Annotated in this window: 31 protein-coding genes; 13 read left to right on the forward strand and 18 right to left on the reverse strand. The window is 59.1% G+C overall.

The window, feature by feature from the left end:
• Nucleotides 1-646 precede the first annotated feature (646 nt).
• Together BLQ55_RS02350 and arfB are read left to right on the forward strand one after the other, a co-directional pair.
• Nucleotides 647-2,062, forward strand: coding sequence for an amino acid permease (locus BLQ55_RS02350; protein ID WP_092252086.1), 1,416 nt, complete (start codon nt 647-649; stop codon nt 2,060-2,062).
• A 162-nt stretch (nt 2,063-2,224) separates the two neighbouring features.
• The gene (gene arfB / locus BLQ55_RS02355; protein ID WP_060740976.1) at nt 2,225-2,638 is read left to right on the forward strand and encodes an alternative ribosome rescue aminoacyl-tRNA hydrolase ArfB; all 414 of its coding nucleotides are present in this window, start codon (nt 2,225-2,227) and stop codon (nt 2,636-2,638) included.
• On the opposite strand, the gene BLQ55_RS02360 is transcribed toward arfB, so the two are convergent.
• From BLQ55_RS02360 to BLQ55_RS02380, 6 genes are all read right to left on the reverse strand, one after another.
• Complete coding sequence (locus tag BLQ55_RS02360) at nt 2,635-3,834, reverse strand: MFS transporter (protein WP_060740977.1); 1,200 nt, start codon at nt 3,832-3,834, stop codon at nt 2,635-2,637. The genes arfB and BLQ55_RS02360 overlap by 4 nt on opposite strands.
• 103 nt (nt 3,835-3,937) lie before the next feature.
• Nucleotides 3,938-4,132, reverse strand: a complete 195-nt coding sequence (locus BLQ55_RS02365) for a hypothetical protein (RefSeq protein ID WP_092201615.1) — start codon at nt 4,130-4,132, stop codon at nt 3,938-3,940.
• Nucleotides 4,133-4,204: 72 nt separating this feature from the next.
• Entirely contained in the window at nt 4,205-4,348 is a 144-nt protein-coding gene (locus BLQ55_RS32100; RefSeq protein ID WP_170847594.1) for a hypothetical protein, read from the reverse strand.
• Nucleotides 4,349-4,490: 142 nt separating this feature from the next.
• Complete coding sequence (locus BLQ55_RS02370) at nt 4,491-5,513, reverse strand: transporter (protein ID WP_072408633.1); 1,023 nt, start codon at nt 5,511-5,513, stop codon at nt 4,491-4,493.
• A 184-nt stretch (nt 5,514-5,697) separates the two neighbouring features.
• The gene (locus BLQ55_RS02375) at nt 5,698-6,003 is read right to left on the reverse strand and encodes a PepSY domain-containing protein (protein WP_072408632.1); all 306 of its coding nucleotides are present in this window, start codon (nt 6,001-6,003) and stop codon (nt 5,698-5,700) included.
• Nucleotides 6,004-6,125: 122 nt separating this feature from the next.
• Nucleotides 6,126-7,253 (reverse strand): glycerophosphodiester phosphodiesterase, encoded by a 1,128-nt coding sequence (locus tag BLQ55_RS02380; RefSeq protein ID WP_092201620.1) that lies wholly within the window; start codon nt 7,251-7,253, stop codon nt 6,126-6,128.
• Between BLQ55_RS02380 and BLQ55_RS31165 the strand changes: the two genes are divergently transcribed.
• Nucleotides 7,252-7,452, forward strand: a complete 201-nt coding sequence (locus BLQ55_RS31165; protein ID WP_139207955.1) for a hypothetical protein — start codon at nt 7,252-7,254, stop codon at nt 7,450-7,452. The genes BLQ55_RS02380 and BLQ55_RS31165 overlap by 2 nt on opposite strands.
• 44 nt (nt 7,453-7,496) lie before the next feature.
• Nucleotides 7,497-7,823, forward strand: a complete 327-nt coding sequence (locus BLQ55_RS02385; RefSeq protein WP_092252088.1) for a DUF2025 family protein — start codon at nt 7,497-7,499, stop codon at nt 7,821-7,823.
• A gap of 201 nt (nt 7,824-8,024) precedes the next feature.
• Here BLQ55_RS02385 and BLQ55_RS02390 read toward each other — a convergent pair whose 3' ends face one another.
• The gene (locus BLQ55_RS02390; protein ID WP_092252090.1) at nt 8,025-8,339 is read right to left on the reverse strand and encodes an antibiotic biosynthesis monooxygenase family protein; all 315 of its coding nucleotides are present in this window, start codon (nt 8,337-8,339) and stop codon (nt 8,025-8,027) included.
• Entirely contained in the window at nt 8,336-9,046 is a 711-nt protein-coding gene (locus BLQ55_RS02395) for a CTP synthase C-terminal region-related (seleno)protein (RefSeq protein WP_092201626.1), read from the reverse strand. Before BLQ55_RS02395 ends, BLQ55_RS02390 begins: the two co-directional genes overlap by 4 nt.
• A gap of 14 nt (nt 9,047-9,060) precedes the next feature.
• Here BLQ55_RS02395 and BLQ55_RS02400 point away from each other — a divergent pair, with 14 nt between their 5' ends.
• Nucleotides 9,061-10,008, forward strand: coding sequence for a LysR family transcriptional regulator (locus BLQ55_RS02400; RefSeq protein WP_092252092.1), 948 nt, complete (start codon nt 9,061-9,063; stop codon nt 10,006-10,008).
• A gap of 93 nt (nt 10,009-10,101) precedes the next feature.
• Nucleotides 10,102-10,635: a DUF1003 domain-containing protein gene (locus tag BLQ55_RS02405; protein WP_092252094.1), complete on the forward strand. Its 534-nt coding sequence runs from the start codon at nt 10,102-10,104 to the stop codon at nt 10,633-10,635.
• Nucleotides 10,636-10,664: 29 nt separating this feature from the next.
• On the opposite strand, the gene BLQ55_RS02410 is transcribed toward BLQ55_RS02405, so the two are convergent.
• The gene (locus BLQ55_RS02410) at nt 10,665-11,273 is read right to left on the reverse strand and encodes a TetR/AcrR family transcriptional regulator (RefSeq protein ID WP_092252096.1); all 609 of its coding nucleotides are present in this window, start codon (nt 11,271-11,273) and stop codon (nt 10,665-10,667) included.
• Nucleotides 11,274-11,462: 189 nt separating this feature from the next.
• On the opposite strand from BLQ55_RS02410, the gene BLQ55_RS02415 reads away from it, so the two are divergent.
• Nucleotides 11,463-12,521, forward strand: a complete 1,059-nt coding sequence (locus BLQ55_RS02415; protein WP_092252098.1) for an MBL fold metallo-hydrolase — start codon at nt 11,463-11,465, stop codon at nt 12,519-12,521.
• A 17-nt stretch (nt 12,522-12,538) separates the two neighbouring features.
• Here BLQ55_RS02415 and BLQ55_RS02420 read toward each other — a convergent pair whose 3' ends face one another.
• Nucleotides 12,539-12,856: a helix-turn-helix domain-containing protein gene (locus BLQ55_RS02420; protein ID WP_003204826.1), complete on the reverse strand. Its 318-nt coding sequence runs from the start codon at nt 12,854-12,856 to the stop codon at nt 12,539-12,541.
• Nucleotides 12,857-12,940: 84 nt separating this feature from the next.
• Nucleotides 12,941-13,717, reverse strand: coding sequence for an AraC family transcriptional regulator (locus BLQ55_RS02425; protein ID WP_092201636.1), 777 nt, complete (start codon nt 13,715-13,717; stop codon nt 12,941-12,943).
• Between the two features lie 113 nt (nt 13,718-13,830).
• On the opposite strand from BLQ55_RS02425, the gene BLQ55_RS02430 reads away from it, so the two are divergent.
• Complete coding sequence (locus BLQ55_RS02430; RefSeq protein WP_092252100.1) at nt 13,831-14,643, forward strand: sulfite exporter TauE/SafE family protein; 813 nt, start codon at nt 13,831-13,833, stop codon at nt 14,641-14,643.
• A 4-nt stretch (nt 14,644-14,647) separates the two neighbouring features.
• On the opposite strand, the gene BLQ55_RS02435 is transcribed toward BLQ55_RS02430, so the two are convergent.
• The 4 genes from BLQ55_RS02435 to BLQ55_RS02450 form a co-directional block, all read right to left on the reverse strand.
• Entirely contained in the window at nt 14,648-15,637 is a 990-nt protein-coding gene (locus tag BLQ55_RS02435; protein ID WP_092252102.1) for a hypothetical protein, read from the reverse strand.
• A gap of 229 nt (nt 15,638-15,866) precedes the next feature.
• Entirely contained in the window at nt 15,867-17,072 is a 1,206-nt protein-coding gene (locus BLQ55_RS02440) for a methylaspartate mutase (RefSeq protein ID WP_092201642.1), read from the reverse strand.
• A 42-nt stretch (nt 17,073-17,114) separates the two neighbouring features.
• Nucleotides 17,115-17,570 carry a cobalamin B12-binding domain-containing protein gene (locus BLQ55_RS02445; RefSeq protein ID WP_092201644.1) on the reverse strand — a complete coding sequence of 152 codons (456 nt, stop codon included), beginning with the start codon at nt 17,568-17,570 and terminating at the stop codon, nt 17,115-17,117.
• Nucleotides 17,571-17,584: 14 nt separating this feature from the next.
• Nucleotides 17,585-18,709: a fatty acid desaturase gene (locus BLQ55_RS02450; RefSeq protein WP_176814171.1), complete on the reverse strand. Its 1,125-nt coding sequence runs from the start codon at nt 18,707-18,709 to the stop codon at nt 17,585-17,587.
• 110 nt (nt 18,710-18,819) lie between these two features.
• Here BLQ55_RS02450 and BLQ55_RS02455 point away from each other — a divergent pair, with 110 nt between their 5' ends.
• Complete coding sequence (locus BLQ55_RS02455) at nt 18,820-19,701, forward strand: LysR family transcriptional regulator (protein ID WP_092201648.1); 882 nt, start codon at nt 18,820-18,822, stop codon at nt 19,699-19,701.
• A 19-nt stretch (nt 19,702-19,720) separates the two neighbouring features.
• Here BLQ55_RS02455 and BLQ55_RS02460 read toward each other — a convergent pair whose 3' ends face one another.
• Together BLQ55_RS02460 and BLQ55_RS02465 are read right to left on the reverse strand one after the other, a co-directional pair.
• Complete coding sequence (locus BLQ55_RS02460; protein ID WP_256326507.1) at nt 19,721-20,707, reverse strand: quinone oxidoreductase family protein; 987 nt, start codon at nt 20,705-20,707, stop codon at nt 19,721-19,723.
• 10 nt (nt 20,708-20,717) lie between these two features.
• Entirely contained in the window at nt 20,718-21,338 is a 621-nt protein-coding gene (locus BLQ55_RS02465; RefSeq protein WP_092252106.1) for a LysE family translocator, read from the reverse strand.
• Nucleotides 21,339-21,708: 370 nt separating this feature from the next.
• Between BLQ55_RS02465 and BLQ55_RS02470 the strand changes: the two genes are divergently transcribed.
• From BLQ55_RS02470 to BLQ55_RS02480, 3 genes are all read left to right on the forward strand, one after another.
• A complete protein-coding gene (locus BLQ55_RS02470; RefSeq protein ID WP_092252108.1) occupies nt 21,709-23,025 on the forward strand; it encodes a type II toxin-antitoxin system HipA family toxin in 1,317 nt (438 codons plus the stop codon).
• Nucleotides 23,022-23,426 (forward strand): helix-turn-helix domain-containing protein, encoded by a 405-nt coding sequence (locus BLQ55_RS02475; RefSeq protein ID WP_092252132.1) that lies wholly within the window; start codon nt 23,022-23,024, stop codon nt 23,424-23,426. The genes BLQ55_RS02470 and BLQ55_RS02475 overlap by 4 nt, the downstream gene beginning before the upstream one ends.
• Nucleotides 23,427-23,517: 91 nt before the next feature.
• Nucleotides 23,518-23,763, forward strand: a complete 246-nt coding sequence (locus BLQ55_RS02480; protein ID WP_092252110.1) for a type II toxin-antitoxin system Phd/YefM family antitoxin — start codon at nt 23,518-23,520, stop codon at nt 23,761-23,763.
• Here BLQ55_RS02480 and BLQ55_RS32105 read toward each other — a convergent pair.
• Nucleotides 23,735-23,953: a DNA-binding protein gene (locus tag BLQ55_RS32105; protein ID WP_256326508.1), complete on the reverse strand. Its 219-nt coding sequence runs from the start codon at nt 23,951-23,953 to the stop codon at nt 23,735-23,737. The two genes, BLQ55_RS02480 and BLQ55_RS32105, sit on opposite strands and share 29 nt — an antisense overlap.
• A 338-nt stretch (nt 23,954-24,291) precedes the next feature.
• Between BLQ55_RS32105 and BLQ55_RS02490 the strand changes: the two genes are divergently transcribed.
• The coding region (locus BLQ55_RS02490) for a helix-turn-helix domain-containing protein (RefSeq protein ID WP_143011685.1) at nt 24,292-24,506 on the forward strand (215 nt) is incomplete at its 3' end.

Consider the following 24,506-nt stretch of genomic DNA (forward strand, 5'->3'; position numbering starts at 1 on the left):
AAGTTTGCGTGACGGGTTGTAAAGAAATACTGACAAAAAAGGGCCTCCGAGAGAGCCCAAAACGGTGTTCTGCCGGATCGTAAGAAAAAACTTCCGCACGTCTTGCCTTATTGGGTTTCCCTGGGCTCTGGCCCGCTTGTTTCCAAACGATGGGCAGGGTGAGATGCGCCCCATGCCTGTCGTGCAGGTAAATAACAAGAAGGAGGCGCAATGAACGCCGCAACTCGAGTGCATCTCTCCCGTCGTGGCGTTTTTCGCGCTACACCCTTCAGGGGCTCGCAAGGGCCTGGACACTTTTTTGCAGCCGCCCGGCACGTTCGAGGCGGACCCATGCAATCCCGGCAAACGACACGCTGATCCGGTGGTGTCTGGCAGCAGGGGGTCAGCGGTGTACAATGCGCCGCGTTTTACTGTGACCCTGCGCGTACCCACGCACTTTCAAGGTTATCCGCCTTGTTCACTCCGCCACGCCACAAGCGTGTCGGGTTCGATTTCGTCACAGATAAAAACAAACAGGTGACGCATGACCGTTGTAAAAACGCTGAAGTCCTGGTGCCTGCGCTGGGGTTTGATCGGCGCTGCTTGAGATCCGATTCGAGCGGCAACGTCTAACGAACATCATCAAACCTTGCGTGAGACCCTTTTCATGAGTGGACAAAACTCGCATTCGGGCGAGCTGAAACGCGGCCTGAAAAATCGCCACATTCAACTGATCGCCCTCGGTGGCGCGATCGGCACCGGCCTGTTCCTCGGCTCGGCAGGGGTGCTGAAATCAGCCGGCCCGTCGATGATCCTCGGCTACGCCATCTGCGGCTTCATCGCCTTCATGATCATGCGCCAGTTGGGCGAAATGATCGTCGAAGAGCCCGTCGCCGGGTCCTTCAGCCACTTCGCCCACAAGTACTGGGGCGGTTTCGCCGGGTTCCTGTCGGGTTGGAACTGCTGGATTCTCTACATCCTGGTGGGCATGTCCGAGCTGACCGCGGTCGGCAAGTACATCCATTACTGGGCCCCGGACATCCCGACCTGGGTGTCGGCGGCGGCGTTTTTCATCCTGATCAATGCGATCAACCTGGCCAATGTCAAAGTCTTCGGCGAGGCCGAGTTCTGGTTCGCGATCATCAAGGTCGTGGCGATTGTCGGCATGATTGCCTTGGGCAGCTATTTGCTGGTCAGCGGTCATGGTGGCCCGCAGGCGTCGGTGACCAACCTGTGGTCCCATGGTGGGTTCTTCCCCAACGGCGTGAGCGGCCTGGTGATGGCCATGGCGATCATCATGTTCTCCTTCGGTGGCCTGGAAATGCTCGGTTTCACCGCCGCTGAGGCCGACAAACCGAAAACCGTGATCCCCAAGGCCATCAACCAGGTGATCTATCGGATTCTGATTTTCTACATCGGCGCGCTCGTGGTGCTGTTGTCCCTGACCCCTTGGGACAGCCTGCTGGCCACCCTTAACGCTTCCGGCGATGCCTACAGCGGCAGCCCGTTCGTGCAGGTGTTCTCGATGCTGGGTAGCAACACCGCTGCGCATATCCTCAATTTCGTGGTGCTGACCGCCGCGCTGTCGGTGTACAACAGCGGCACCTACTGCAACAGCCGCATGTTGCTGGGCATGGCCGAGCAGGGCGATGCGCCCAAGGCCTTGTCCAGGATCGACAAGCGCGGCGTGCCGGTACGTTCGATCCTTGCGTCGGCGGCGGTCACGCTGGTGGCGGTGCTGTTGAACTACCTGATCCCGCAGCATGCGTTGGAGTTGCTGATGTCGCTGGTGGTCGCGACCCTGGTGATCAACTGGGCGATGATCAGCTACTCGCACTTCAAGTTCCGCCAGCACATGAATCAGGCCGGCCAGACGCCACTGTTCAAAGCGCTGTGGTATCCGTACGGCAACTACATCTGCCTGGCGTTCGTGGTGTTCATCCTGGGCGTGATGTTGCTGATCCCCGGCATCCAGATCTCGGTGTATGCGATTCCGGTGTGGGTGGTGTTCATGTGGGGGTGCTACGTGATCAAGAACAAGCGCAGTGCCCGCCAGGAATTGGCTGTGGCGGCTGCCAAGTAAGCACTGGACCCTGTGGGAGCGAGCTTGCTCGCGATGGTGATGGGCCAGCAATGTCAAGGGTGACTGACACACTGCAATCGCGAGCAAGCTCGCTCCCACAGGGTTAGGCGTTGTCTGGGGTATTCGGGGTATTCTGTGGGGCCTGATTGCGGACCCTTTCCCATGCTGGCGATTTCCAACACCGTGCACATCCCGGACGCCGAGATCGAGCTGACGGCCATCCGCGCCCAAGGGGCCGGGGGGCAGAACGTCAACAAGGTCTCCAGCGCCGTGCATTTGCGCTTCGACATTCCGGCCTCGTCGCTGCCCGAGTTCTACAAGGAGCGGTTGCTGGCCCTGCGCGACAGTCGCATTACCAGCGACGGTGTGCTGATCATCAAGGCCCAACAGTACCGCACGCAGGAACAGAACCGGGCCGACGCGCTGGAGCGCCTGTCCGAACTGATCCTCAGCGCCACCAAGGTCGAAAAGAAGCGCCGCCCGACCAAGCCGACCCTGGGTTCGAAAAAGCGTCGCCTGGAATCCAAGACCAAGCGCGGCTCGATCAAGGCCGGGCGCGGCAAGGTGGATTTCTAGTCCTTCTCCCGCGCTTCACGGTACCGCGGCGCCTGCCGGTACAGGTAGACACTCAGTGCCAACCCGCCCAGGGCCGCCAGGGCGGCGAACAGAAAGATCGAGGCAAAGCCGAAGCCTGCGGCAATGGCACCGGCCAGTGGCCCGGTGATCCCCAACGACAAATCGATGAACAGTGAATAGGCGCCCACCGCTGCCCCACGACTGGAGGCCGGCACCAGGTTGACCGCTTCCACGCCCAGCGCCGGGAACACCAGGGAAAAGCCGAAACCGCTCAACGCCGCGCCCGCCAGGGCCCAGTGGGCATCCGGTGCGAGCCACAACAGCAACAGTCCGAGGGTTTCCACCGACAGGCAGGCAATCGCTACGCGAAAGCCGCCCAGACGGTTGATCAGGTTACCGAACAACAGGCGCGCGCCGATGAAGCTGGCGCCGAACAGGCTCAGGCACAGTACGGCGTTGTCCCAGTGCTGCGTGGCGTAGTACAGGGTGATGAAGGTCGCGATCGTGCCAAACCCGATGGAGCCCAGGGCCAGGCCGCAGCCGTGTGGCAGCACACGTCCCAGCACATGCATGAACGGCAGGCGTTCGCCAGCGACGATGGGCGCCGCGGTTTTGCGCCAGGCCAATGCCAGCCCCAGCAAACCCAGCAAGATAATGCTGACGCCCATGCTCCACAGCCCCAACGCATTGACCAGCCATACCCCCAGCGGCGCACCGATCGCCAGCGCGCCGTAACTGGCGATGCCGTTCCAGGAGATCACCTTGGCGGTATTCGCCGCACCGACCCGGCCAATGCCCCAGCCAATCGAACCCGAGCCCACCAGGCTTTCGGCACTGCCCAGCACCAGGCGACCGATCAACAGGCTGATCAGGCTGAGTGTCGGCAGGTGGGGCGTCCAGGCCGACACGAGCATGAACACACCGCTCAGCCCACAGCCGGCGAGGCCGAACATCACCGCGCGCTTGCTCCCCAGGTTGTCGATGATTCGTCCTGCGTAAGGGCGACTGAGCAGGGTGGCCAGGTACTGCACGCTGATCACCAGCCCGGCGATCACCGCGCCGAAGCCCAGTTCGCCATGGACGAAACCGGGCAGCACGGCCAGGGGAATGCCGATATTCAGGTAGCCGATGAAGGTGAACAGGACGATGGAAACGACTTGCAGCGTGACCGCCAGGGGGCGCTGGGAATCTGACATGGGAAAGAGGTCCACGGAGCAGCGGGGATAGATAGGCGGCTTATGATAACGGCGAGCGCGGCGTCCGGGCGTGGAAAAGTAAAACTATTTGCCCAATGGCGGTTCAGCTGTCGTGCTGTCCGCTGACCAGGCGCGTGGTGACCAGCGCGGCGATGGCGTTTTCTTCGCTGCCGAAACGGGCCAGCAGGGCCGCTTGTTTCTCGGCGGGAAGGCGGGTCCAGATCTCGACCATTCTCTCGGCGGTGCCGATCAGGACGCTGGCCTGGGTTTCGCTGAAGGGAGGGGTGTCATCGGTCATGGGGCACTCGGGTTCAGGCAGTGTGGAAAGCGCATCTTAGCGCTTTCCACACGGTCTGGTGGTGCGGGTCAATCAGTCTTCGCTGTCGGCCTGGCGGCGTTCAGTGGTTTCCTTGGGCTCGGGTTGCTGGGCATCAGGTTGCCCCCCGGCTTGTAGCGTGGTCGTCTGCTCAGTGTCGTGCAGGCTTGGGAAGGGGAGATTAGGGATCTCGTGCATATCGCGCTCCTCGCAAAGTCTGTGGATAGATCTGGTAGATCCGCGCTTTTACAAAGCGTGGGCAGGATACCCCAGGAGAAATGACAAAAAGACTTTTAAATCCTGGCGTGCCGACAAAAGGGGTTGTCTGGACAGGTCATGCTCAATAATCGCGTCGCTTGCGAAACGCCCATCGGCCTGCAATCACGGTAAAGGTCGCCACCAGCGCCACCAGGATCCAGAAGCCCTCGGGGTCACCGGCCAGCGGTACGCCGCCGACGTTCATGCCGAAGAAACCGGCAATGATGTTGATGGGCAGCGCCAGGACCGTGACCACGGTCAGGGTGAACAGCGTACGGTTGCTTTGTTCGTTGAGGTTGGCAGCAATCTCTTCCTGCAGCAGCTTGATCCGCTCGCCCAGGGCGGTGAGGTCGTTGATGATCAGGGCAAATTCCTCGGTGGACTTGCGCAGCTCCTTGACGTCCTCCTTCTGCAACCATTGCGGTGGGCGGTTGAGCAAGCGCAGCAACGAGCCTGGCTCCAGGGCCAGCAGACGCTGCAGGCGCACCAGCACACGACGTTGGGCGCCCAACTCGGAGCGGTTGGTGGACAGTCGCGAAGAGAGCAATTGGTCTTCGATCTGGTCGACGCTGAGGCTGGTCTTGCGCACGATCTGAGTCAGCACTTCGCCTTGGTCGCGTAGCAGATGCACGAGCAGTTCCAGCGGTGAGCGAAAGCACTCGCCGGCCTTGACCGATGAGCGCAGCTTGTCGACCGAATGCAAAGGTTGCAGGCGCGCGCTGATGATCAACCGACTGTGCACGCAAACCCACAACGTGGAGACATCCGAGGACACCAGGTTGCTGAGGTTGAACACCACATCGTTGACCACGGCCAGCAATGCCGAGTCGACATGTTCGATCCGGGTCGAGCGTGAACCCTCGTGCAGGGCTTCGAAAAACTCCTCAGGCAGGGCCAGGTGGCTTTTCATCCAGCGTTCGCACGCTGCGTGAGCCAGGTTCAGGTGCAGCCAGAGAAACTCATCCGGGTCTTGCGGTTGTTGCAGGCTTCGCAGGGCCTGGGCCGAATCGATCTCCCTGCCACGCTCGCCGGGGCGGAAACGAAATCCGTAGAGCAGGCCGAACAGGTCAGGATCGCGATGGCTTTGGTCGATGCTGTGGTTCATGAGGGCTCGCTGGCGGGGAGTGCCTGTCGCGGCGACAACAGGTTCACTTGAGCGGCATCATTGCAAGCTTTCTTGAAGGTTTTGTGACAGTTGCGCGGTATCGTCAGATCGGTGGCGGTTTACACACGACGTACGCAAAAAAGCCGCGCAACTTGAAAGTTGCGCGGCGCCTTTAATCGATGGATCAAGTGTCTTGCTTGTTGGACAGGACTTTACCCGTTGTGGCATCGAAGTCCACGTCAAACTCTTTGCCGTCGGCAGTTTTCAGTTCCACTTCATACTCATAACCGTTGAAGTGGTTATCCAAGTCGGTGTCGGTGATGGTGGCACCTGGGTGCAACTTCAGGGCTTCTTCGTTCATCGATTCCAGGGATTTGATCTTGCCTTCCTTGACCAGTTGCGGAACCTGGTCGATTCGAACGTCAGCCTGGGCCAGGCCAGCGGTGAGGGTCAGAGCGGCAGCGGTGAACAGGGCAGTCAAAGTTTTCATATGTCATTCCTTGGTGTCGTTAAAGGGTGAGTCGTTTAAGTGGGTTCAGATTATCTGTGGCAACTTAATTCACCCTTAATTCGAAAAAACTTGAAGCACGTTTCCTGGAAACGTCTTTCGACTCAGTAGCCGTTCTTCTCCAACAGTTGCGTCACACTGCCTGTTTCGGGACGCTTGAAGTACTTGAGCAGTTCACTGGCACGGTTGGTGAAGATGCCATCGACGCCAGCATCCATCACTTTCTTGAAGTCCACCGGCTCATCCACTGTGTAGACATGCACCAGCAAACCCTGGGCATGGGTGTACTGGTTCATCCACGGCTTCACGAGATCCGAGTAACTCTGGCTGCCGCCATGGGTCAAGGCAGCGGACGGACCGGTGCCCACTGCGCCCTGGGCCTTGGCGTACTGGACCCATTTCTCGAATTCCGCCCTGTCCTTGGGTTCCTGCTTGGCATAGTAGACCGCCTTGTCCGTTTCACCGGATTCGGCAAACGGCACCTTGGACTTGGGTTCGATGTTGCCCTCGCCGACCCACAGCAAGAGGATCTTCGGCACTTTCGGCATCTCTTTGTGCAGCAGTTCCAGGCTGCTCTTCTCGAAGGTCTGCAAGACCACCTTGCCCTTGCCTTGACCGACCCCGGTGGCGCTTTTGGCGAGCTTGGAGCCGGAGGGGCTCAACCAGCCACGGTCCTGCAGTTTGTCCTTGAGGTCACGTTCGATGCCGGGAAACAACTTCGGCTCCTTGGTTTCGATGTACAGCCCCGGTTTGTGCTGTGGGTTGCCCTCGGCAATGTCGATCACTTCATCGAGGGTGAGGATTTTCAGGCCGGCGAACGAAGGACGGGCGCGGTCCGGGTAGGCGGTGTTGAACCAGCTGCCGGCATCGAGGGTTTTGAGTTCCGCCATGGTGAACTCGTTGGCAGTGCTGTCCTTGCGTTCGGGAAACTTGGTGGCGACATCCGTGGTGCGCAGCAGGCTGTCGTCATGCAGGACGAACAACACCCCATCCTTGCTGCGTTGCAGGTCCAGTTCCAGATAGTCGGCACCCAGGTCGCGAGCCAGCTTGTAGGCGGCGGCGGTGGATTCCGGCGCATCGAACGAGGCACCGCGGTGGGCAATGACCGCCGGATGCGGAATGCCTTGATGGGTTGCCAGGGCCTTGGGGCTCGGGGCTTCGGAGGCTTGTGTCTGACCAAAGCCGAGCAACAGGCTCAGCACCAAGGCGCTGCGGGTGAAGGTGACAGGCATGCTCGAGATCCTTTCGCAGGGGGCAAAAACCTATCTTTTAACAATTGAGCGCGGTTGGCGCTATCGCTACACCGACATAAACCTGTGTAAAGCAGATTTTTCCCACGCATTTCAAGGCCGCTTTGCAGTACCCTTGGCCGCACCAGTTTCCCCGGCAGAGGGAAACCTTAACTCCAACATTCGTTTGCCCTGCGTGTAAACCATCGATCAGACGTCCCGAGGGACGCATCCATGAGGTTTACCATGCGCACCACTTCGACATTCATCTGCCAGGCCGCCGACCAGCTCAAGGGTTTTGTCGGCCTGAACCGCAAGACCGGCCAGTACATCGTACGGTTCAGCGAAGACGCCTTCGGCATGGACGTGGCCGACGACGGCATCATTCCCACCAGCGAATTTGTCTGGGTTGCGGTGGCAGACGGCACCATGGCCCTCAAGCGCGAGCGAATCCAGCTGCTGCTGGACCAGAACATCGACGATCGCATCAACCTCACCGAACCGTTGCGGGTGTACATGGCTCGCAGCGATCTGCCGGAAATCGTGGCGGTGCGGCAGTTGGTGGAAGGCTGAGCTTGGTTCTGAGCTGAACAGAAAACCTGTGGGAGCTTGCTCTCACAGGGATTTGCGCTGAACAATGAATAGGAAAACACCCGGAAAAAATGTGGGAGCGAGCTTGCTCGCGATAGCGGTGGATCAGCCAACATCACCGTGACTGACATACCGCCATCGCGAGCAAGCTCGCTCCCACAAGGATTTGTGTCCTGGCATTAGTCAGTTTGGGCGTTGGAACGCATAGTCCCGTTCGACCTTGCACACCCTCGTATGGCAATGGGTGTACCAGGTTGAGCGACCGCGCTCGCGGATCGCGCTGTGTTCGGGGTGCTGCTTCCAGGCCAGGATCGCGGCTTCATCGCTCCAATACGACACAGTAATCCCCAGACCATCGTCGCCACGGGCCGATTCGACACCTAAAAATCCGGGCTGCTTCCGGACAAGGGCCAGCATGCGCTCGGCGGCTTCGGCGTAGCCTTGGTCCCCCTCGGTACGCTGGGAGGTGAAAATCACTGCGTAACAGTGGGCGCTCATGACGTTTTCCTCGCGCAGGCTTCGACAAACGCACGGGCCAGCGGCGGCACCCGGCCTTCCAACGCAGCTCGTTCAGGCTGGAACAGCGTGGCGACAAAGAACGGATGGTCCTGCAGTTCCACCGCTCGCAGGCCGCCGGTCGAGTCCCGGGCGACGGCGTGCAGGCGCTGGCTCAGCAAGTCTTTTTCAAAATCCGGATTGACCCCGAAGCGGCAATGGTAGCCCTCGAACGCTGTCTGTCGGCCATAGGCCTTGGCGATCAACGAGCCCGCCTCGAGTTGAAGGCTGTCGATGGTTTCCACCAGGGCGCAGCTCAGCGGCGTCAACAGTGCCCGTTCAGCCTCGGGAGAGGTTTCACCGTGGACGGCGTCGACCCAGCCCATCACGTGACGGGCATATTCCAGCACGGCATGCTGAAAACCACCGCAGGTGCCCAGGAAAGGGCGACGCTGTTCGCGGGCAAAACGAATGGCTTGCAAGGCGCCGGCTTCGTTTTGGTAGGGGCTGCCGGGCACGCACCAGACACCGTCGAAATCCTCCAGCACTGCGTGGTCGGTAATGAGCGGCGTTGCCAGCCATTGCAAGCGAATGGCATGGCCGGTTTGTTTGCCTGCCAGCTCAAGTGCGAGGGGGATCGCCCGGTGAGCGGTGATGTGTGGGTCGTGGTCGCCGACCAGGGCGATGTTTAACGGATGCTGTTTTTCCATGGGAGGCTCGCCACTTGTTGATTCCTGGTGGCCACTATAGATTGGCGTTCACGCAATCAATATTGGCATTTACCCAAGTGATCAATGCAGCAACGCACTATCGTCTGGACTATCCCGATCTGTCCCTGATCCTGGCGCTGGTTCGTGGCGGCTCGCTGGCCCGGGCCGCTCGGCTGCTGCAGGTGGACGTGTCCACGGTGTTTCGTTCGGTACGTCGGCTGGAGGCAGCCCTGGGCCAGCCCTTGTTCGAGAAAAGCCGTTCCGGGTACTTGCCCACGAGCCTGGCCCAGGCATTGGCCGAACAAGCCGAACGCGCCGAGCAGGCTTTGGAGGCGGCGCGGGTGGGGGTGGAGCAGGGCGGCGAGGTCATCAGCGGGACGGTGCGCCTGACGTGCAGTGATTCGGTCCTGCAAGCGTTGTTGCTGCCGGCGCTGGCGCGTTTCATGCCTGCTTATCCGGCGCTGAGCCTCGAGTTGAGCACCTCGAATGACTTCGCCAACCTCAGCCGCCGCGATGCCGACATTGCGTTGCGACTGACCCGTACGCCGCCGGAGCACTTGGTTGGTCGCAACCTCGGCAATGTGACGTTCCGGGTATGTGCCGGTGCCACGTACCTGCGTCCGGCGAATGTGGATGACCTGGCCGGCATGACCTGGATCGCGCCGGACGATTTTCTCCCCGACCACCCCACCGTGGCCTGGCGTCGTCAGCAACTACCTGGCGTAGTGCCCGCCTATCGCTGCAACAGCATGCTTTCGGTCGCCGAACTGGTGCGGGCTGGTTTGGGGGTGGCGGCGCTGCCGGACTTTCTGATCGACGAAAACCAGGGCCTGATGCCATTCGGAGAACCGTTGCAGGGATATGACACGGCTCTGTGGCTTCTGACCCGTCCGGACTGCCGGGCCCTGCGTTCGGTGGTGACCTTGTTCGACGAGTTGGGGCGCAATCTGCGGTTGCGCTGACTTTTAACGTGCAGGCTGTGCATGACTCAATGGATGATGATCCCCTAACGGTTATAGTGCCCTGAGCACCAGCCCCTGGCAGAGAACATCACGATGACGAAGTCTTCCCAAACCACGCCCTCCGCACCTGTTGACCACTTGCGTTTTCATCGCCCTCACGCTCATCTGGCGCCGACTTTTGGCAATGACCGCTTTGCGCTGAGGGCGGAGGCGTTCGCGCGTTTTTTCGGGACGCCGATGTTCCTCGGTGCGCAGACTTTGATCGTGCTGCTATGGGTCAGCCTGAATCTGATGGGGGTCTTTCACTTCGATGCTTACCCGTTCATCTTGCTGAACCTGGCGTTCAGCCTGCAGTCGGCCTATGCCGCCCCGCTGATTTTGCTGGCGCAAACCCGGCAGGCCGCTCGGGACAAGGCCCAGGCGGAAGCCGATGCGCAACATCGCGAAGCCTTGGCCGTCGCCAACAGCGAGCGCCAGGCCCAGGCCGCGCAGAACACGGCGCAGTTGCTCCAATTGTTGGAGCAGAACACCCGCCTGACGGAAATGACCAAGGCGTTGACCGAGCGTATCGACAGCTTGACCACCGAAATGCACCAGAAGGTTGTGCACAACCCATCGCTGCAATAGCCCCTCATCCAGCGGGATGTGCTGGCCAATCAGGCCTGGTAACGACTCAGGAACATGTCGAGGGCCGATTCGATCACCCGGGCCTGCTCCTCTTGGGTCAGGCTCGGTTGCCCCATCGAAACCTGCGGCCAGAAGGCGAACGTCTTGAGTAGCCCATGCATTTGCTGGGCGGCAAATGCCGGCTCCACGGGCTTCAACCGAGCATCGGCCTGGGCCTGGCGAATCCAGGCCGTCAGGCCTTCTTCACGCTGGCCCATGCGCGACACCATGTCCTGGGCCCGCTCCGGGGAGTGAATCGTTGCGGCGATGGCGATGCGCGCCAGGTCGAGGAAATTCTCGTCCGCCAGCAGGTGCAGCTTGGCTTGCAGCAACGTTTGAAGCTGCTCCCGCAGCGGCGTTTGCGAGCTGTAGGGCATGTCTTGTTCTGCGGTAACGCTGTTCCATAACCGATTCAGAATGTCGGCAAACAGTTCTTCCTTGCTCGGGAAATGGTTATACACCGTGCGCTTCGATACGCCGGCAGTCGCCGCGATCTTGTCCATGCTGGTGATCTCGAAACCGCTGCTACGGAATTCAGCAATCGCGGCCTGGAGAATGGCTTCGCGTTTTCGCTCGGTAAGGCGCTGCGGTACGGTCATGGGCATTCGTCGGTTGCGAGGAGAGAAATTACACTCGGCAGTTTACTTGCTTCCGGCATTCATGCAATCTAGAAACTACACCGAATGGTGTAGTTTATCTGTCGAACGGCTGAGCGTGCATGCAACGGCCTTCCAGCGTCCCACAACGGCGAAGCGCAATTGCGACGACGTCCTTGGAGTTATCGCACCATGACCATTCCCTCTTTTTCGACCGATAGCCCGGCCGCCCAACATTTATCCCGGCACGAACAAGGCAAGTATCGCAATCACGCCTTCACTCCGCGGCAAGGGTTCGGCACGACCCTGCGCATCATCTGGAACATGACCTTCCACAAGCCGCGTGCTACCCGGCCTGCGGGCGCCATCGAGGTTCAGCCGCTGACGCGCGCCGCGTTGCTGGCCGCGCCCAATCACAGCGTCTTCCGTCTCGGCCACTCCACCGTGTTGCTCAAGCTGCGGGATAAATTCTGGCTGACCGACCCGGTGTTCTCCGAACGTGCTTCACCCGTGCAATGGGTCGGCCCCAAGCGTTTTCATCAGCCGCCCATCAGCCTGGAAGAGTTGCCGCCGATTGAGGCGGTGATCCTTTCCCACGATCATTACGACCACCTCGATCATCAGGCCATCCTCAAGCTTGCGGCCAAGACTCGCCACTTCCTGGCCCCCCTTGGCGTGGGCGATACCCTGATCAAATGGGGTGTCGATGCCAGCAAGGTGCGTCAGCTGGACTGGTGGCAAGGCACCGAGCTGGACGGCATCGAGTTCATTGCCACGCCCTCCCAGCATTTTTCCGGTCGCGGTCTGTTCGACAGCAACAGCACCTTATGGGCCTCGTGGGTGATGATCGACGACGCTACCCGGATCTTCTTCAGCGGCGATACTGGCTACTTCGAGGGTTTCAAACGCATCGGCGAACAATACGGCCCCTTCGACCTGACGCTGATGGAAACCGGCGCCTATAACGTCGATTGGCCCCATGTCCACATGCAGCCGGAGCAGACCCTGCAGGCTCATATCGACCTGAAGGGCCGCTGGCTGCTGCCGATCCACAACGGCACGTTCGACCTGGCGATGCATGCCTGGTATGAACCCTTCGATCGCATCCTGGCCTTGGCCTGGGAGCGCAACGTGTGCATCACCACTCCGCAAATGGGCGAAGCATTCACCCTGGCGCAGCCGCAACGTGGCCGCGCCTGGTGGCTGGACGTAGAAACCTCGGCGTACCCGGACCGGGCTGGTATTGCCTAGCACCTGCTCTGTCGGTGTTATTCGATCATCGCGTAATCGGAACGCCCCATCGGGTCCGGCGTCGCGCCCTTGATGTTCATGCCGCGCCCCGGTGCGAACCCGGGGAAGAACACCAGGCCCTCGGCCTCCAGGCGAAATGCCAGGGCCAAGCGGGTGACATCGAGCAACTCGCCGCCGGCCTCGAAGCGGCGGATGGCCTGGACCGAGACGCCGGATTGCCGGGACAGCTCCTCGACACTCCAGCCCAGCATGGCTCGGGCCTGCGCACTGTGAGCAGGGGTGAATTGATAGACAGCGATGCGTTCCAGGGTGGTTTTGATTGCGAGAGAGGCCATGGGGTGCTCCAAAGCGATGGGATTCAAAAAAAGTACTGTGTTTTTGTACAGTTGTTTTAAATCCTGATCAATCTCATTTTTTGATCAATGACCGGTGGTCTTCTCCAGCCAGGCGCTCGGTGCGTGACCCAGTACCCGACGGAACATGGTGGAAAACGCAGCGGGGCTGTCGTAGCCCAGATCCAGGGCTATGCGCGTCACCGAATCCCCTTCGGCCAAACGGGCCAGCGCCGCCATGACACACGCCTGCTGTCGCCACTGGCTGAAACTCAGCGTGGTCTGCCGGCTGAACAGGCGATTGAACGAGCGCAGGCTGATATGCAATTGCGCCGCCCATTGCACGGGCGAGGCATGAGTGTCGGGGTGTTTCAGGAACGCCTGGCACAGGCCGAGCAGGCGCGGATCCTGGGGCAGTGGGAGGTGCAGTGGCAGATGGGTACTGCGCAGCAGTTCGTGGAGCAGCAGATCGATCAGCGCGCCATCGCGTCCAGCCTCGTCGTAGTCCGGCGCAAGCTCTACGGCTTCCATCAGCAACTGGCGCATCAAGGGCGACACGCCGATGACCTGGCACCGCGTGTCCATGGCCGTTACCGCAGCCGGTTCGATGTACAGGCTGCGGGTGCTCACGCCCAGCATCAGTACTTCATGGTCGATCGCCGGCGGAATCCAGACTGCTCGTTGCGGCGGCACCACCCAATTGCCATCTGCCGTACTGACCTGCATCACCCCGGTGGCACCGTAGAGCAACTGTGCCCGGCGATGGCGGTGCAACGGTAGCAAATGCCCGTGGGGATAATCGGTACCAATGGCGACGACCGCCCTGGGTGTCGCATCCAACAAATCGATCGAAGTGTTGCGCATCGAAGGGGGACTCGCGATTGGCGTAAACGCGAACATTATTGGCTGGTTTGCTACAGCGGGCCAGCCTTCGTTTACCTATCGTGGACGCCTCCCCATTCCACGGACTTCCCTGGATGTTCTACGTATTGCTCGCCTGTTTCGGCTGCTTGAGTGGCGTGACCGCCGTGCTGTTTGGGTTCGGCGGTGGTTTTGTCGTGGTGCCGTTGATCTACCGCCTGCTGATGGCTCGCCACGCAGGTGACGTTATCGGTGAATCGGCGATGCACATCGCCGTGGCCACTTCCACCTGCGTCATGATCGTCAACGCCTTGGTTGCCACTGGAAAACATCACCGCGCCGGTCAGCTGCTTCGTCATTACCTGTGGCCGTTCGGCGGCTTCATCGCCCTGGGCGCGACCCTCGGCGCAACGGCTGCCAGCTGGATGAGCGGAGAGATTATCCGATACGCCTTCATTGCCTACTTGGGCCTGACCATCCTGGATTGCCTGTTGCGCCGAGGTTTTCTGACACGCGGCAGCGATGCCGACCCACGACCTCTGTCGGCGATGGAGACGACGTTGGGTGGTACGGCTGTCGGAATCATTGCCACGTTCCTGGGGGTCGGCGGAAGTGTCATGACCGTGCCGCTGCTGCGCCGATGTGGTTTGAACATGTCCCAGGCGACGTCCATGGCCAATCCGCTGAGCCTGCCTGTCGCTCTGGCCGGCACCGTGACCTACATGGCCTTGGCCGCTTTCACCGGAACGGACCTTGGGCCGTGGTTCGTCGGTTATATCGACTTGCTGGCCTTCGCTGTACTCACGCTCGGGGCGCTAGTGGGCATCCGCCTGGCAACGCCGTGGATCGGGCGGATACCGGATCGGCTGCATGCGCGGGTGTATGTGGGGTTACTGGTGGTGGTGATGGGTGGGATGTTGCTGGGGTAGGGAGTTATTGATCCGCCAACCCCGGCGCTTCCCGAATAATGAAGTGGTCCAGGTTCTCGATATTGGCACTGAACACCCCGAACGTCTGGTCGGGGTTTTTCTTGCTCGGCACCTGCTTGAACTCCGGCGTCACGCCATAAAAGAAGCAATACAACGACTCGTCACTGTCGATGGCGTGCTTGATTTCTGCCAGGAACGCTTTGCGCTTGCGGTAGTTGTCGATCAGCTTCTTGCTCAGGTAAACATTGACAGAGTAAGGCTTCTTCTTTGCCTCGTCCGCTTGCTTGAACCAGACCTTTGCTTCGAAATCGATGCGAAAGCTCAACGTGTAATCCTTGATCTCCTTGATCTTGCCCCAGTAAATCAAGCCCTTGTTGTCCTGCAAGTACTCGATCTTCTTGAAGAACGATCCATAGGGCGCCGTGTGCTCGCCGATCTTCAGCGGCATGCGCTTGAGCAGATCCTTGTTATGGAAATTCGAGACGAAACATTCCACCGGGTGGGCGAAGACACTGGTCTTGTCCGGCGTCGAGTCCTGGGCGGAGTGAGTGTCATCACCGTGGGACGATGCAGAGAGGGGGGGAGGGCGAGTCGCTTCAACATCCTTCGGCAGATCGGACGGTTTACGCACGTACTGACGCCGAGTCAGTAACAGCTCCGACGGAAAATGCTCTTCGCGGTCGTCATCCGTTTCCGCCTCGCCACTCTGCGCACCCAACCCCGGCGTTTTCGGACTGACATAAGGGCAACCCTCGATATGCTGGGTCGTTGGTTGGTTCTTGAAATGTGGCGTGCGAATGTAATTGACACTCTTGGCATTGAGCGTCGTCAGCCGATTCTCCTCATCAAACGCCGTCCGACAGGCATCGTTGGGGCACTGGAACTGTTCTTTCGCGGAATCGAACGCCACCGTCTCGTCGAAATTCAGATCGCGCACGTCATAGATCGACAGCTTGTCGTCGAGGCTGCGGCAGTAAGCGAGGTCGAATTTCATTGCGGACTCGGGTCCTTGAGGGGGAAAGGATATTAATAGCGGGAGACGGGGAGGGTTGCACTGACTGTTTTCAGCTCAGTGCAAAATCTGCAGCAATACCCCGGCCATGGACAACACCCGAGACTTTATTGATATCCCCAGCTCGACACCAACCCTGTGGCGAGGGAGCTTGCTCCCGCTGGGCTGCGCAGCAGCCCCCAATCAAGGCAGCGAGCGGGTCGTTCCAGCATCAAAGCACGCAGTCATAGGTGCGGATGTTCTGTCTCAGCGCCGCCAGAAACGAGAAGGCGTTTTCCACCCGCTCGCCCTGGAACCCGTGGTAATAGTTTTCCGGTGTCAGCACAGTGCCGGCGCCGCGTTTGTTGTCGGGGTGCAGGCAGTAGGGGATCGACAGAAAACCACTGTCAAAGGCACCGAGCAGGGCTTCGGACAAGTTACCGTCGTGGGCCAGCGTGCCTTCGATCAGGCGTTTCGCGCTACGCAGGACGCGTCCGTGTTCCTGGGAATCGAACGGAATCTGCGGTAGAACGCCGTCGGTGTTCAGGCAGTAGTCACAGTACTCCAGCGCCGCGATATTTTCCTCTACCCGGGGAATGCGCCTTGATTCCACCGGTGTCTTGATGATCACACGCTGCACACCCGTGGCGCGGATCATCGCCAGCGCATCGCCAGTGATTCGGCAAAAACCGCCAAGCGAGCGCGGGAAGAACCCCATGAACACATAACCGACAAAGTGATAGCTGCCCGGCGCAAAATATTCGGCCGCGAGTTGCTGGAGGGCTGTCACCGCGGCACGATCCTGCACCGGCGAGGTGCCTTGAGCGTAGGAGAACGACAGCGTCTTGATGCCATGGGAGCGCAAGAACAACCCTTCAAGAATATTCAGCGCCACCAGAATCACCGGATCGCACATCTGTCCCATCATGCAACCGGCGAAGCTCTCGATGTGACTGTTGTCGACGCCGCTGGACAGCACCTGACAGGCTTTCTCCCAATGCCCGAACGCCTCGCGCAACGGCGTGCGACTGTACGGCAGGCAATAGGAAATCGGTCCGCCCTCGGTGGTGGGCAGACCGACTTCGACCATGCGCTCGAAAATGTGCAACGGGTCGGGCGAACCATGACGAACCTGCACTGGCAGGCGGTAGCGCGCATCGATCTGGTCGATCATGGCACGGGTCTGCGCTGGCGGATGGTTGACGATCGGATAACCGTTGAGCATCGATTCGCTGTCGATGGCCCGTTGCGCTGCTTCAAGATTGTTTACCCGGGTGAACGCATCAAGGGTGATGGTGCACACCGTGTTCGCCCGGCTCGCTGCCGTGGCTTCCAAGCCGGCTTGCATCCGGGCCGGGTCACTGAAGCCCATTCGCGGCTGGAGCACCGGGCCATGCGCGTTGAAGCGCTCAAGAACATGGGTGTTGAAATCGATCATCCTGATCTGCCTTTTTCTGCGAATCGGTAAGGGTGCAACGGGTCAGCGAGCGATCCGTTTCTCCAGGTAATGCTCTGGATACAACTGGGCGGACACCAACTCCTGAAAGGTATCGAAGCTGTTGGCCACGCTGTCGTCGAACACCTCATCGAAACCGGCGGCGCGCAGTGTGTCGCTATGTCGGGCAATGGTCTGAGGATCGTTTTCGGTGCAGATCTTGCCGCCGATATACACCCCGTCGGTGTGTTTGGTTTCGCTACGAATACGCCGCGCGAGTTCAGCGCCTTCGATGTAGCCATGGCCATTGACCGTGCTGACGACAACCATGGCGCTGGCGTGGCGGTTGAGCCGCGCGATCACTTCATCCATGGGCGTGTTCGGTCCCAGATTCTCGACGTTGTAGCCCATGTCCGTGAGCAGGAACTCCATGAACACCAGATTCCAGCTATGGGAGTCCGAAGGCACGGTGGTGAGCAGAGCGGTTTTGCTGAAAGTCATCGTTAAAGTCCCTTTTAAGTTGCTGTCCTGGTTGCGTAGTACGGGAGCGCCCGCTGAAAGTTGCGAAAGTTGGTGGTCACCGAGTTGATATAGCCCCAGGTCTCGGCGTAGTTCGTGGGAAAGGGTTTGGAACCTTCGATCCTGTCGCGTTCGCGGGCAGTGATGTAGTTCGGCCAGTCTTTGGATCGTGGGCGTCGGTGATGAAAGTCGTGACACGGTGTATCGCCGACCATCACAAACACTCGGACAAACAAGTGGAACGCCAGCATCTTGATCAGCCAAACGCTGATATGGGCGAAGCGTCGAACAGTTCCCGCCCCTTCGGGTATGCGCAGTTCTTCGCCGATGAATACGCCGGTGGTGCTCTCGCAAATGAAGTCGATGCCGCGCCGTTCCAGTACGTCCACGCTGGGCCAGGTGTGCTCGGCCGCCAGGCGAAATGTGGTGCTGATGTGGTAGCCGGCGAAGATCGGAATCACCCACGCCACGATGAACAGATCGAAATGGCCCAAGGCTGCCGACAGCAGTGCAAGGCCCGCCCAGAAGACCAGGGTCAATGCTGCGACGCGGCGGTTTTCAGCCGTGGCGGTGCCTTTCAATCGGCCCCAGCACGAACGCAGCACGGCCAGTGGCGACAGCGCGGTCGAGACCAGTTTGGTCCACATGCTGGCGATGCTGTCGGACGGTTTCAACCCCACCACACTTTGCAGGTAGGAGAGGGTGTCATCATCGTCGGTCAGCAGCGTTTTCGAACTGTGATGCAGCGCGTGTTCGCGCTTGTAGGTATCGAAGGGCTTGAGCATCAGGACGCCGGAAATGATTCGGCCGATGGTCATATTGGTCTCGCGCGATTCGAAGACCATGTCATGGGCGCAGTTGTGGCAGATCATCACTTGCATCTGCTTGATGCCACCGGTGGCCAGGACAAAGCCCAACAGCCACAGCGCAATGCTGGCCTGCGAATAACCGATACCGGCCAACAGCGCGCCGCCGGCTATTAATCCCGCCGACACAACGATATGGTGGAACGGCTTCAGAGGTCGGACTTTATCGAGGTCTTCGGGCAGAGGCTTGGCTGTCAGCCAACTCAGAAACGGCTGCATGAACCCTGGAAGGGCGCGCATTGAGTTACGTATCATCCATGTTTCCTCTAGGGTTTTGCTCCATGCAAAAACTGTAACGTGGCCTCTGGATATTTCGAATAGAAATAGATGGGGATCGATTTTCCATTTTTGGATATGTCATCGACATGGATTGGGATGATCTGAAGGTTTTTATCTTCGTGGCTAAATCGAACAACGTGACCGAGGCCGGAATCTCGCTCAAGGTTTCGGCCTCGACGGTGTCGCGCAAGATCGCGGCGCTCGAGGAGTCGCTCGGTACGGTATTGTTTTCGAAGAAGACCAACGGTTACTTCCTGACTGAAGCGGGAAGAGCGTTGCTGCCATTGGCACTGGAAACGGAGGAGCGTTTCAAACTGATCGAGCGGCAGATGTCGCAACCGGGTGACCGGATGGCGGGACAGGTACGCATCGATTGTCCGGAACTGATGGGCACGCACTTGATCATTCCGCAACTCGCGGTATTCCAGGCTCAGCATCCCGAGATCAGCTTCGACTTCATTAACTCGGCGGTGTCGTCGAAACTCACGCAGAGCCACAGCGACATCATTATCCGCTTGCGCAGACCGGAGAACGGTAACTTCACCATGCGCCGGGTCGGGACCCTGATGCAGGGGCTTTTCTGCTCCCGGGCTTATGCCGATGCCAACGGTCTGCCGGCCGAACCCGCCGACCTCAAGCACCACAGCCTGATCGGCTGGACCGAAGAAATGTCGTATATGCCGCTCGCCCAATGGTTGAGCGAAATGACCGGAGACCAGAAGCTGTGGATGCGCGTTTCAAACCTGAATGCGCAGCTCAAGGCAGTCGAAGCGGATCTGGGGATTGCCGCGCTTCCCGTCTATGTCGGACACCAGTCCGGTCTGTGCCAGGTGTTGGCCAGTCACCCTGCTCGCCGCTCGGAAATCTGGTTGCTGCGCAATCAGGCGACCCAGGGTGTGAGCCGCGTTGATCGAGTGGTGGAATATCTGACGGAGCTGTTTCACGGCAAAGCGGTCGGCATGCACTGACCACCGTCTTACCGCGAGGTCATGGCACCAGAATCAATGAACCCTGGGTTTGGCGGTATTGCATGACGCAGTGGGCCTGGGCAGCCAGCGCGAGGGGGAAGTGCGCGATTGCCGGCAAACGAATCGCGCCACTGGCCACTGCTTGCAGCACCCGTTCGGCCGCGTGGGTCAATTCAGCGTCGCCGCCGATGTAGTGCTTCAACGACGGCCGCGTCACATGCAGCGAGCCCATTTGCCCGAGCCGGGACAGGTTGAAATCCGTCACGTCGCCCGAAGCATTGCCAAACAGCACGAGGTGGCCGCGCGGACGCAAACTCGCCAATGACAGCTCTACGGTATCTTTGCCGATAGAGTCGAACACGACATGGGCGCCTTTGCCATCGGTCAATTCACGGATCGACCCCAGTGTGTCTGGCGCTTCGGCATTGAGGGCCGCGATGCACCCCACATCCAGAACCTGACGGCGCTTGGCTTCGGTCGAAGCCAGACCTATCACGTGTACACCGCGAGCGACCAGCCAGCTTGTGGCAATGCTGCCCACGCCGCCCGCCGCCGCGTGCCACACCACAAAATCACCAGGCGCCAGCGGCACGCAGCGATGCGTCAGGTATTCGGCCGTCAGCCCTTTGAACATGACGCCTGCCGCGACTTCGCTCGGCACGCCATCGGGCAGGCGTATCGCCCGCGAAGCGCGAACGACCGCGTGACCAGCGTAGCTGCCGGTCGAGCTGTCGACGAAGGCCACTCGATCGCCAATGGCCAGGTTTTTCACCTGCGATCCACATTCGACGACACGCCCAGCACCTTCCATGCCCAAGCCCCGGGGGAAGGCTGAACCATCGTCCAGCGCGCCGGAGCGCCGGTGCAGGTCGATGAAGTTCACGCCGGCGGCTTCGATGGCCACAGTGACTTCTTCAGGGCCGGTGGTACGCAACGGGTAGTTGCGCAATTCCATGACGTTGGGTGCCCCGGGGGCGGCGAAGACAATTCCGTGGGTCTGGGTCATGTGAGCCTCCTTAAAGCGGGCCGATGCGCAGGAAAATCCATACGGCAACCGCTATCAGCATCAGGCCGAACGCAGCGTTCTGAAACATCAGCAATTTGGGGCGGGACTGGATCAGTTTCTGCACAGTCGAACCCATCGACACCCAGATGACATGGGAGAAGAAGTTCAGCGAAATCAGTGCCGCACTGAGGATCAACACGACCGTGCTGCTGGTCTCGCCGGAAGGCATGAACGTGGAAAACATCACCAGCAACATCACGATCCCTTGCACGTTGCCCAGTTGTATAACAATGCCGTCCCGAAATTGCAGCTGCATGGCCTTGTCGGTGGGCGCTTTCAGTGGACGACGCAACATGCGTACACCCAGCCACAGGATGTAGAAACTGCCCACCACTTGCAGCGCCCATACCAGCGTCGGATTGTTCATCAGCGTGTGATAAAGGCCTAAGCCGACCAGCACGGCGATCAGGAAGTAAGTAATGTCGAGCCCAACGATAAACCGCACTGAACGACGTACACCGCTTTGCGCACCCGACGTCGCCACCATCAAGTTGCCGGGACCCGCACTCAGGGTCAGCGGAACCATGGTCGATAGCCAAAGCAACCAGTTGATGCTGAAAATTTCTTGCATGTTGTCTTCCTTAAACACAACGCGGACTTAACTCCGGCAAGTCTAATTCGCAGTTGCTTCTAAGGTTATAGCGAAGAGCGCAAGGCGGTTTCCCATAAATGGGGGAAGCGTGGTGGGGAGGAGGGCGGTCGCCGTTGCCTTTAGGTGAGCCGAGGTTTCGGGAGGGCCAAGCTGCTCGGGCCTGATACCTGGGGCGAGGGAGTTTGCTCCCGTTGGGTGCGAAGCAGCCCCTGTTTCGCAGTTCCAGGGTCAGAGCAATCGGTATTATGATGCCGGTTTACGGTAGGCACTGCCGATAATCGGAATTATATTGCTGGTAAAGGGGCTTTGAGCGAGACTAACCGGCATCATAGTTCCGGTTGAGGTGAAAATGTCAGGACATCTCACTATCCAGACTTACGTTGAAGGCCAATGGCGTAATGCTGTGGTCCTCACTGTGTCGAATGTCCAGAAGATTGAGGAGTCGCGATGCAGCGTATCTTATGATCAAGATTACTTACTCTATTTCATCCGTAAGCTGGATACCGTGTTTGAACCTGCCATCAGCGTGAACCTTCCGCTGAGCTGGAACGCTGTCGACAGCAAAGGATATCCCCCATTTGTCTACGACATCATACCGGCCGGTGCCGCTCGGAAATCGTTGCAGAAGCGATTCGGTGGGGAGAAGCCTGACGGTATGGACATGAGCTTTTTCCTCCTGAGTCGCTGTACGCCCTCACCCATTGGACACTTGCGGGTGAAGGAGTCTTTTGAACATATCGACCAAACTCGCAAGGAGGCCTTTGCGCGCAAGGACGTTGTAGACAGGACCAATGATTTTCTTGAGTACGCCTATGAGTCTGGCGCTGCGCTAGGCGGTGCTACGGGTGCCCAAGGGGAAGCTCCGAAGCTGATTATGGTTGAGGATGAGGACGGCGCGCTTTATGCCGATGCGATGCTTTCTGATGAGCTTGCGCGCCGCCATTGGTTGGTGAAATTTGCTCGCAACAAAGTGACTGAGCGCGACAAGAACATCCTGCGGGCCGAGTACCACTACTACAAAGCGATCTCCCAGCTCGGTTTGAATACGATATCTACAGATGAACTGGTGCTTGAGGAGGCCGAAAAGCCAAGCCTGTGGATGCCGCGCTTTGATCGGCGAGTCGCCAACGGCATGGTGGAAAGAGTTCCGGTCGAGTCGATTTATTCAGTATGTGAGAACACCGAGCCTGGTTCGAGAATGAATCATGAGGATGTGCTCAGTCGCCTGATCCATCTGTGGCGTACGAATGGGCAGGAAGGTGAGCTTGAGGAACTGGTATTTGAATACCTTCGCCGTGACCTGCTGAACCGTATCCTGGGGAATTCGGACAACCATGGGCGCAACACGGCCATCTTCAGATATCGGGACAAATTCGAACTGGCGCCAATCTATGACCTTGCACCGATGGTGCTCGATCCGGAAGGTGTCACTCGGGTAACCAAATGGAAGGCCGAGCATATGGGAAGTCCAGACTGGAAAATAATCAGCAGTGACTTCCAAGACTTGGTCAGCCCTGACGTGCTTTTCGAGCGTCTGCTTGGAGCCGCCGAGACATTCAGAGCTTTACCGGATCTGTTGGTTGATCTTCCAGAGGAAGTGAGGCGCGCTCAGTCTATTCCGCTGAACAATTTGGATAAGCGCCTGGCTGAATGGGGGCTGCGATGAAAGAGAACACCAACGAACGGCGCAGGGAGCTCATTGACGACATCGTCATGCAGCATGTGACGGGGCTCGAAACCCTGGGAACCGCTATCCGCCGGCTACGGCTTGAGGTGACCGGCCTGGATCAGGAAACCTTTGCTGTCATGTGCAACATGTCGACCAAGGCCCTGTACCAAATCGAGAAGGACAAGGGTAATCCAACCCTTAGCACCATCGAAGCCATCTTGAGGAAATTCGGGCTGCGCCTGGGGCTGACGAAGTCTGCCACGACCCTTTACACGCCGCCGCCCAGGCAGCAAAAAACGACTCCCCAAATGCCCGTTCGCGGTGCCAATCCTAAACGCAAAACCGCAGCACAGCTCGGTACGAAGGCCAAGGATGGCGACAAGGGCGCGGCTGAGTAGGTGGAGAAATCTTCAGAGCAGAGACTAGGAGCGCCACATTGAACCTATCGAACGCTCAAGCTTGGGTCAGTTGATTCCGTGGAGGCGGTGTATGAGTGAACAGGTGCAAGTAACCCTGCACGAAGCAAAGTCCCAGCTCTTACAACTGGGTGCACGTGTATGGCAGGGCGACAAGGTGGTGATCACCAAGGCTGGCAAGCCTTATCTGGATCTGTTGCCCCATGTTGCTACACCGCAGGCGCGCAAGCCTGGTCGGTTGAAGGGGAGGATTCGGATGCCGTCGGATTTTGATCTCACCCCGGAGGACATCATTGAGGGCTTTGAGGGGCGGCTCTGAGTACCGACGAATCTTCTTGATCTGAGATTTCAGCAGGCACCTCAGCCATGCAGGCCTCGTCAAATTCCTGCATAGTGGCTTTGTCGATAGCGCCGATTTTCAGCAGTGCTTCGGCCGAGCAGTGAATCGACTCGAAGGCCTCACTTTTTATTTTTTCCGTCATTGCATATCCCCATGTGTTCTCTTTCATCCAACAGAAACTGGGCGTTTCCTGAACCACTGTTCCACCGCCAAAGCCGTGGAAACCTGCTCGCGATTTTCAAAACAACGCAGCAACCATGCCCTACACCAACCTATGACCTGACACCCGTGGCGAGGGAGCTTGCTCCCGCTGGGCTGCGCAGCAGCCCCAATTCCATACGACCAACAAAAAACCGCCGCCCGAACACGGACGACGGCTTCTGATTGAATCTCAAAACCCTCGCAAAACTCTCGACGGGTATGACTCACCCACATGGGTTACAAATCAGTTCACGCACATAGGTAACAGTTTTTAACTGGCAGGGTCGATTTCGCGAGGATCTGACCATGCCCTGGAGAGAGCTGAAACCTATGGACCTCAAAGTGATGTTCATCGCTGAGTATCTATCCGAAAAGCACAGCTTTAGCCGGCTGTGCCAGGACTATCAGATCAGCCGAAAGACTGGCTACAAGTGGGTCGAGCGCTATGAGCTGGAGGGACCCAGTGGGCTCGACGAACGTAGCCGCCGACGGCACAACCAAACCTATGTGGTACCGCTGGT

The organism is Pseudomonas sp. NFACC13-1, from assembly GCF_900104425.1.
GTDB classification, from domain to species: Bacteria; Pseudomonadota; Gammaproteobacteria; order Pseudomonadales; family Pseudomonadaceae; genus Aquipseudomonas; species Aquipseudomonas fluorescens_AA.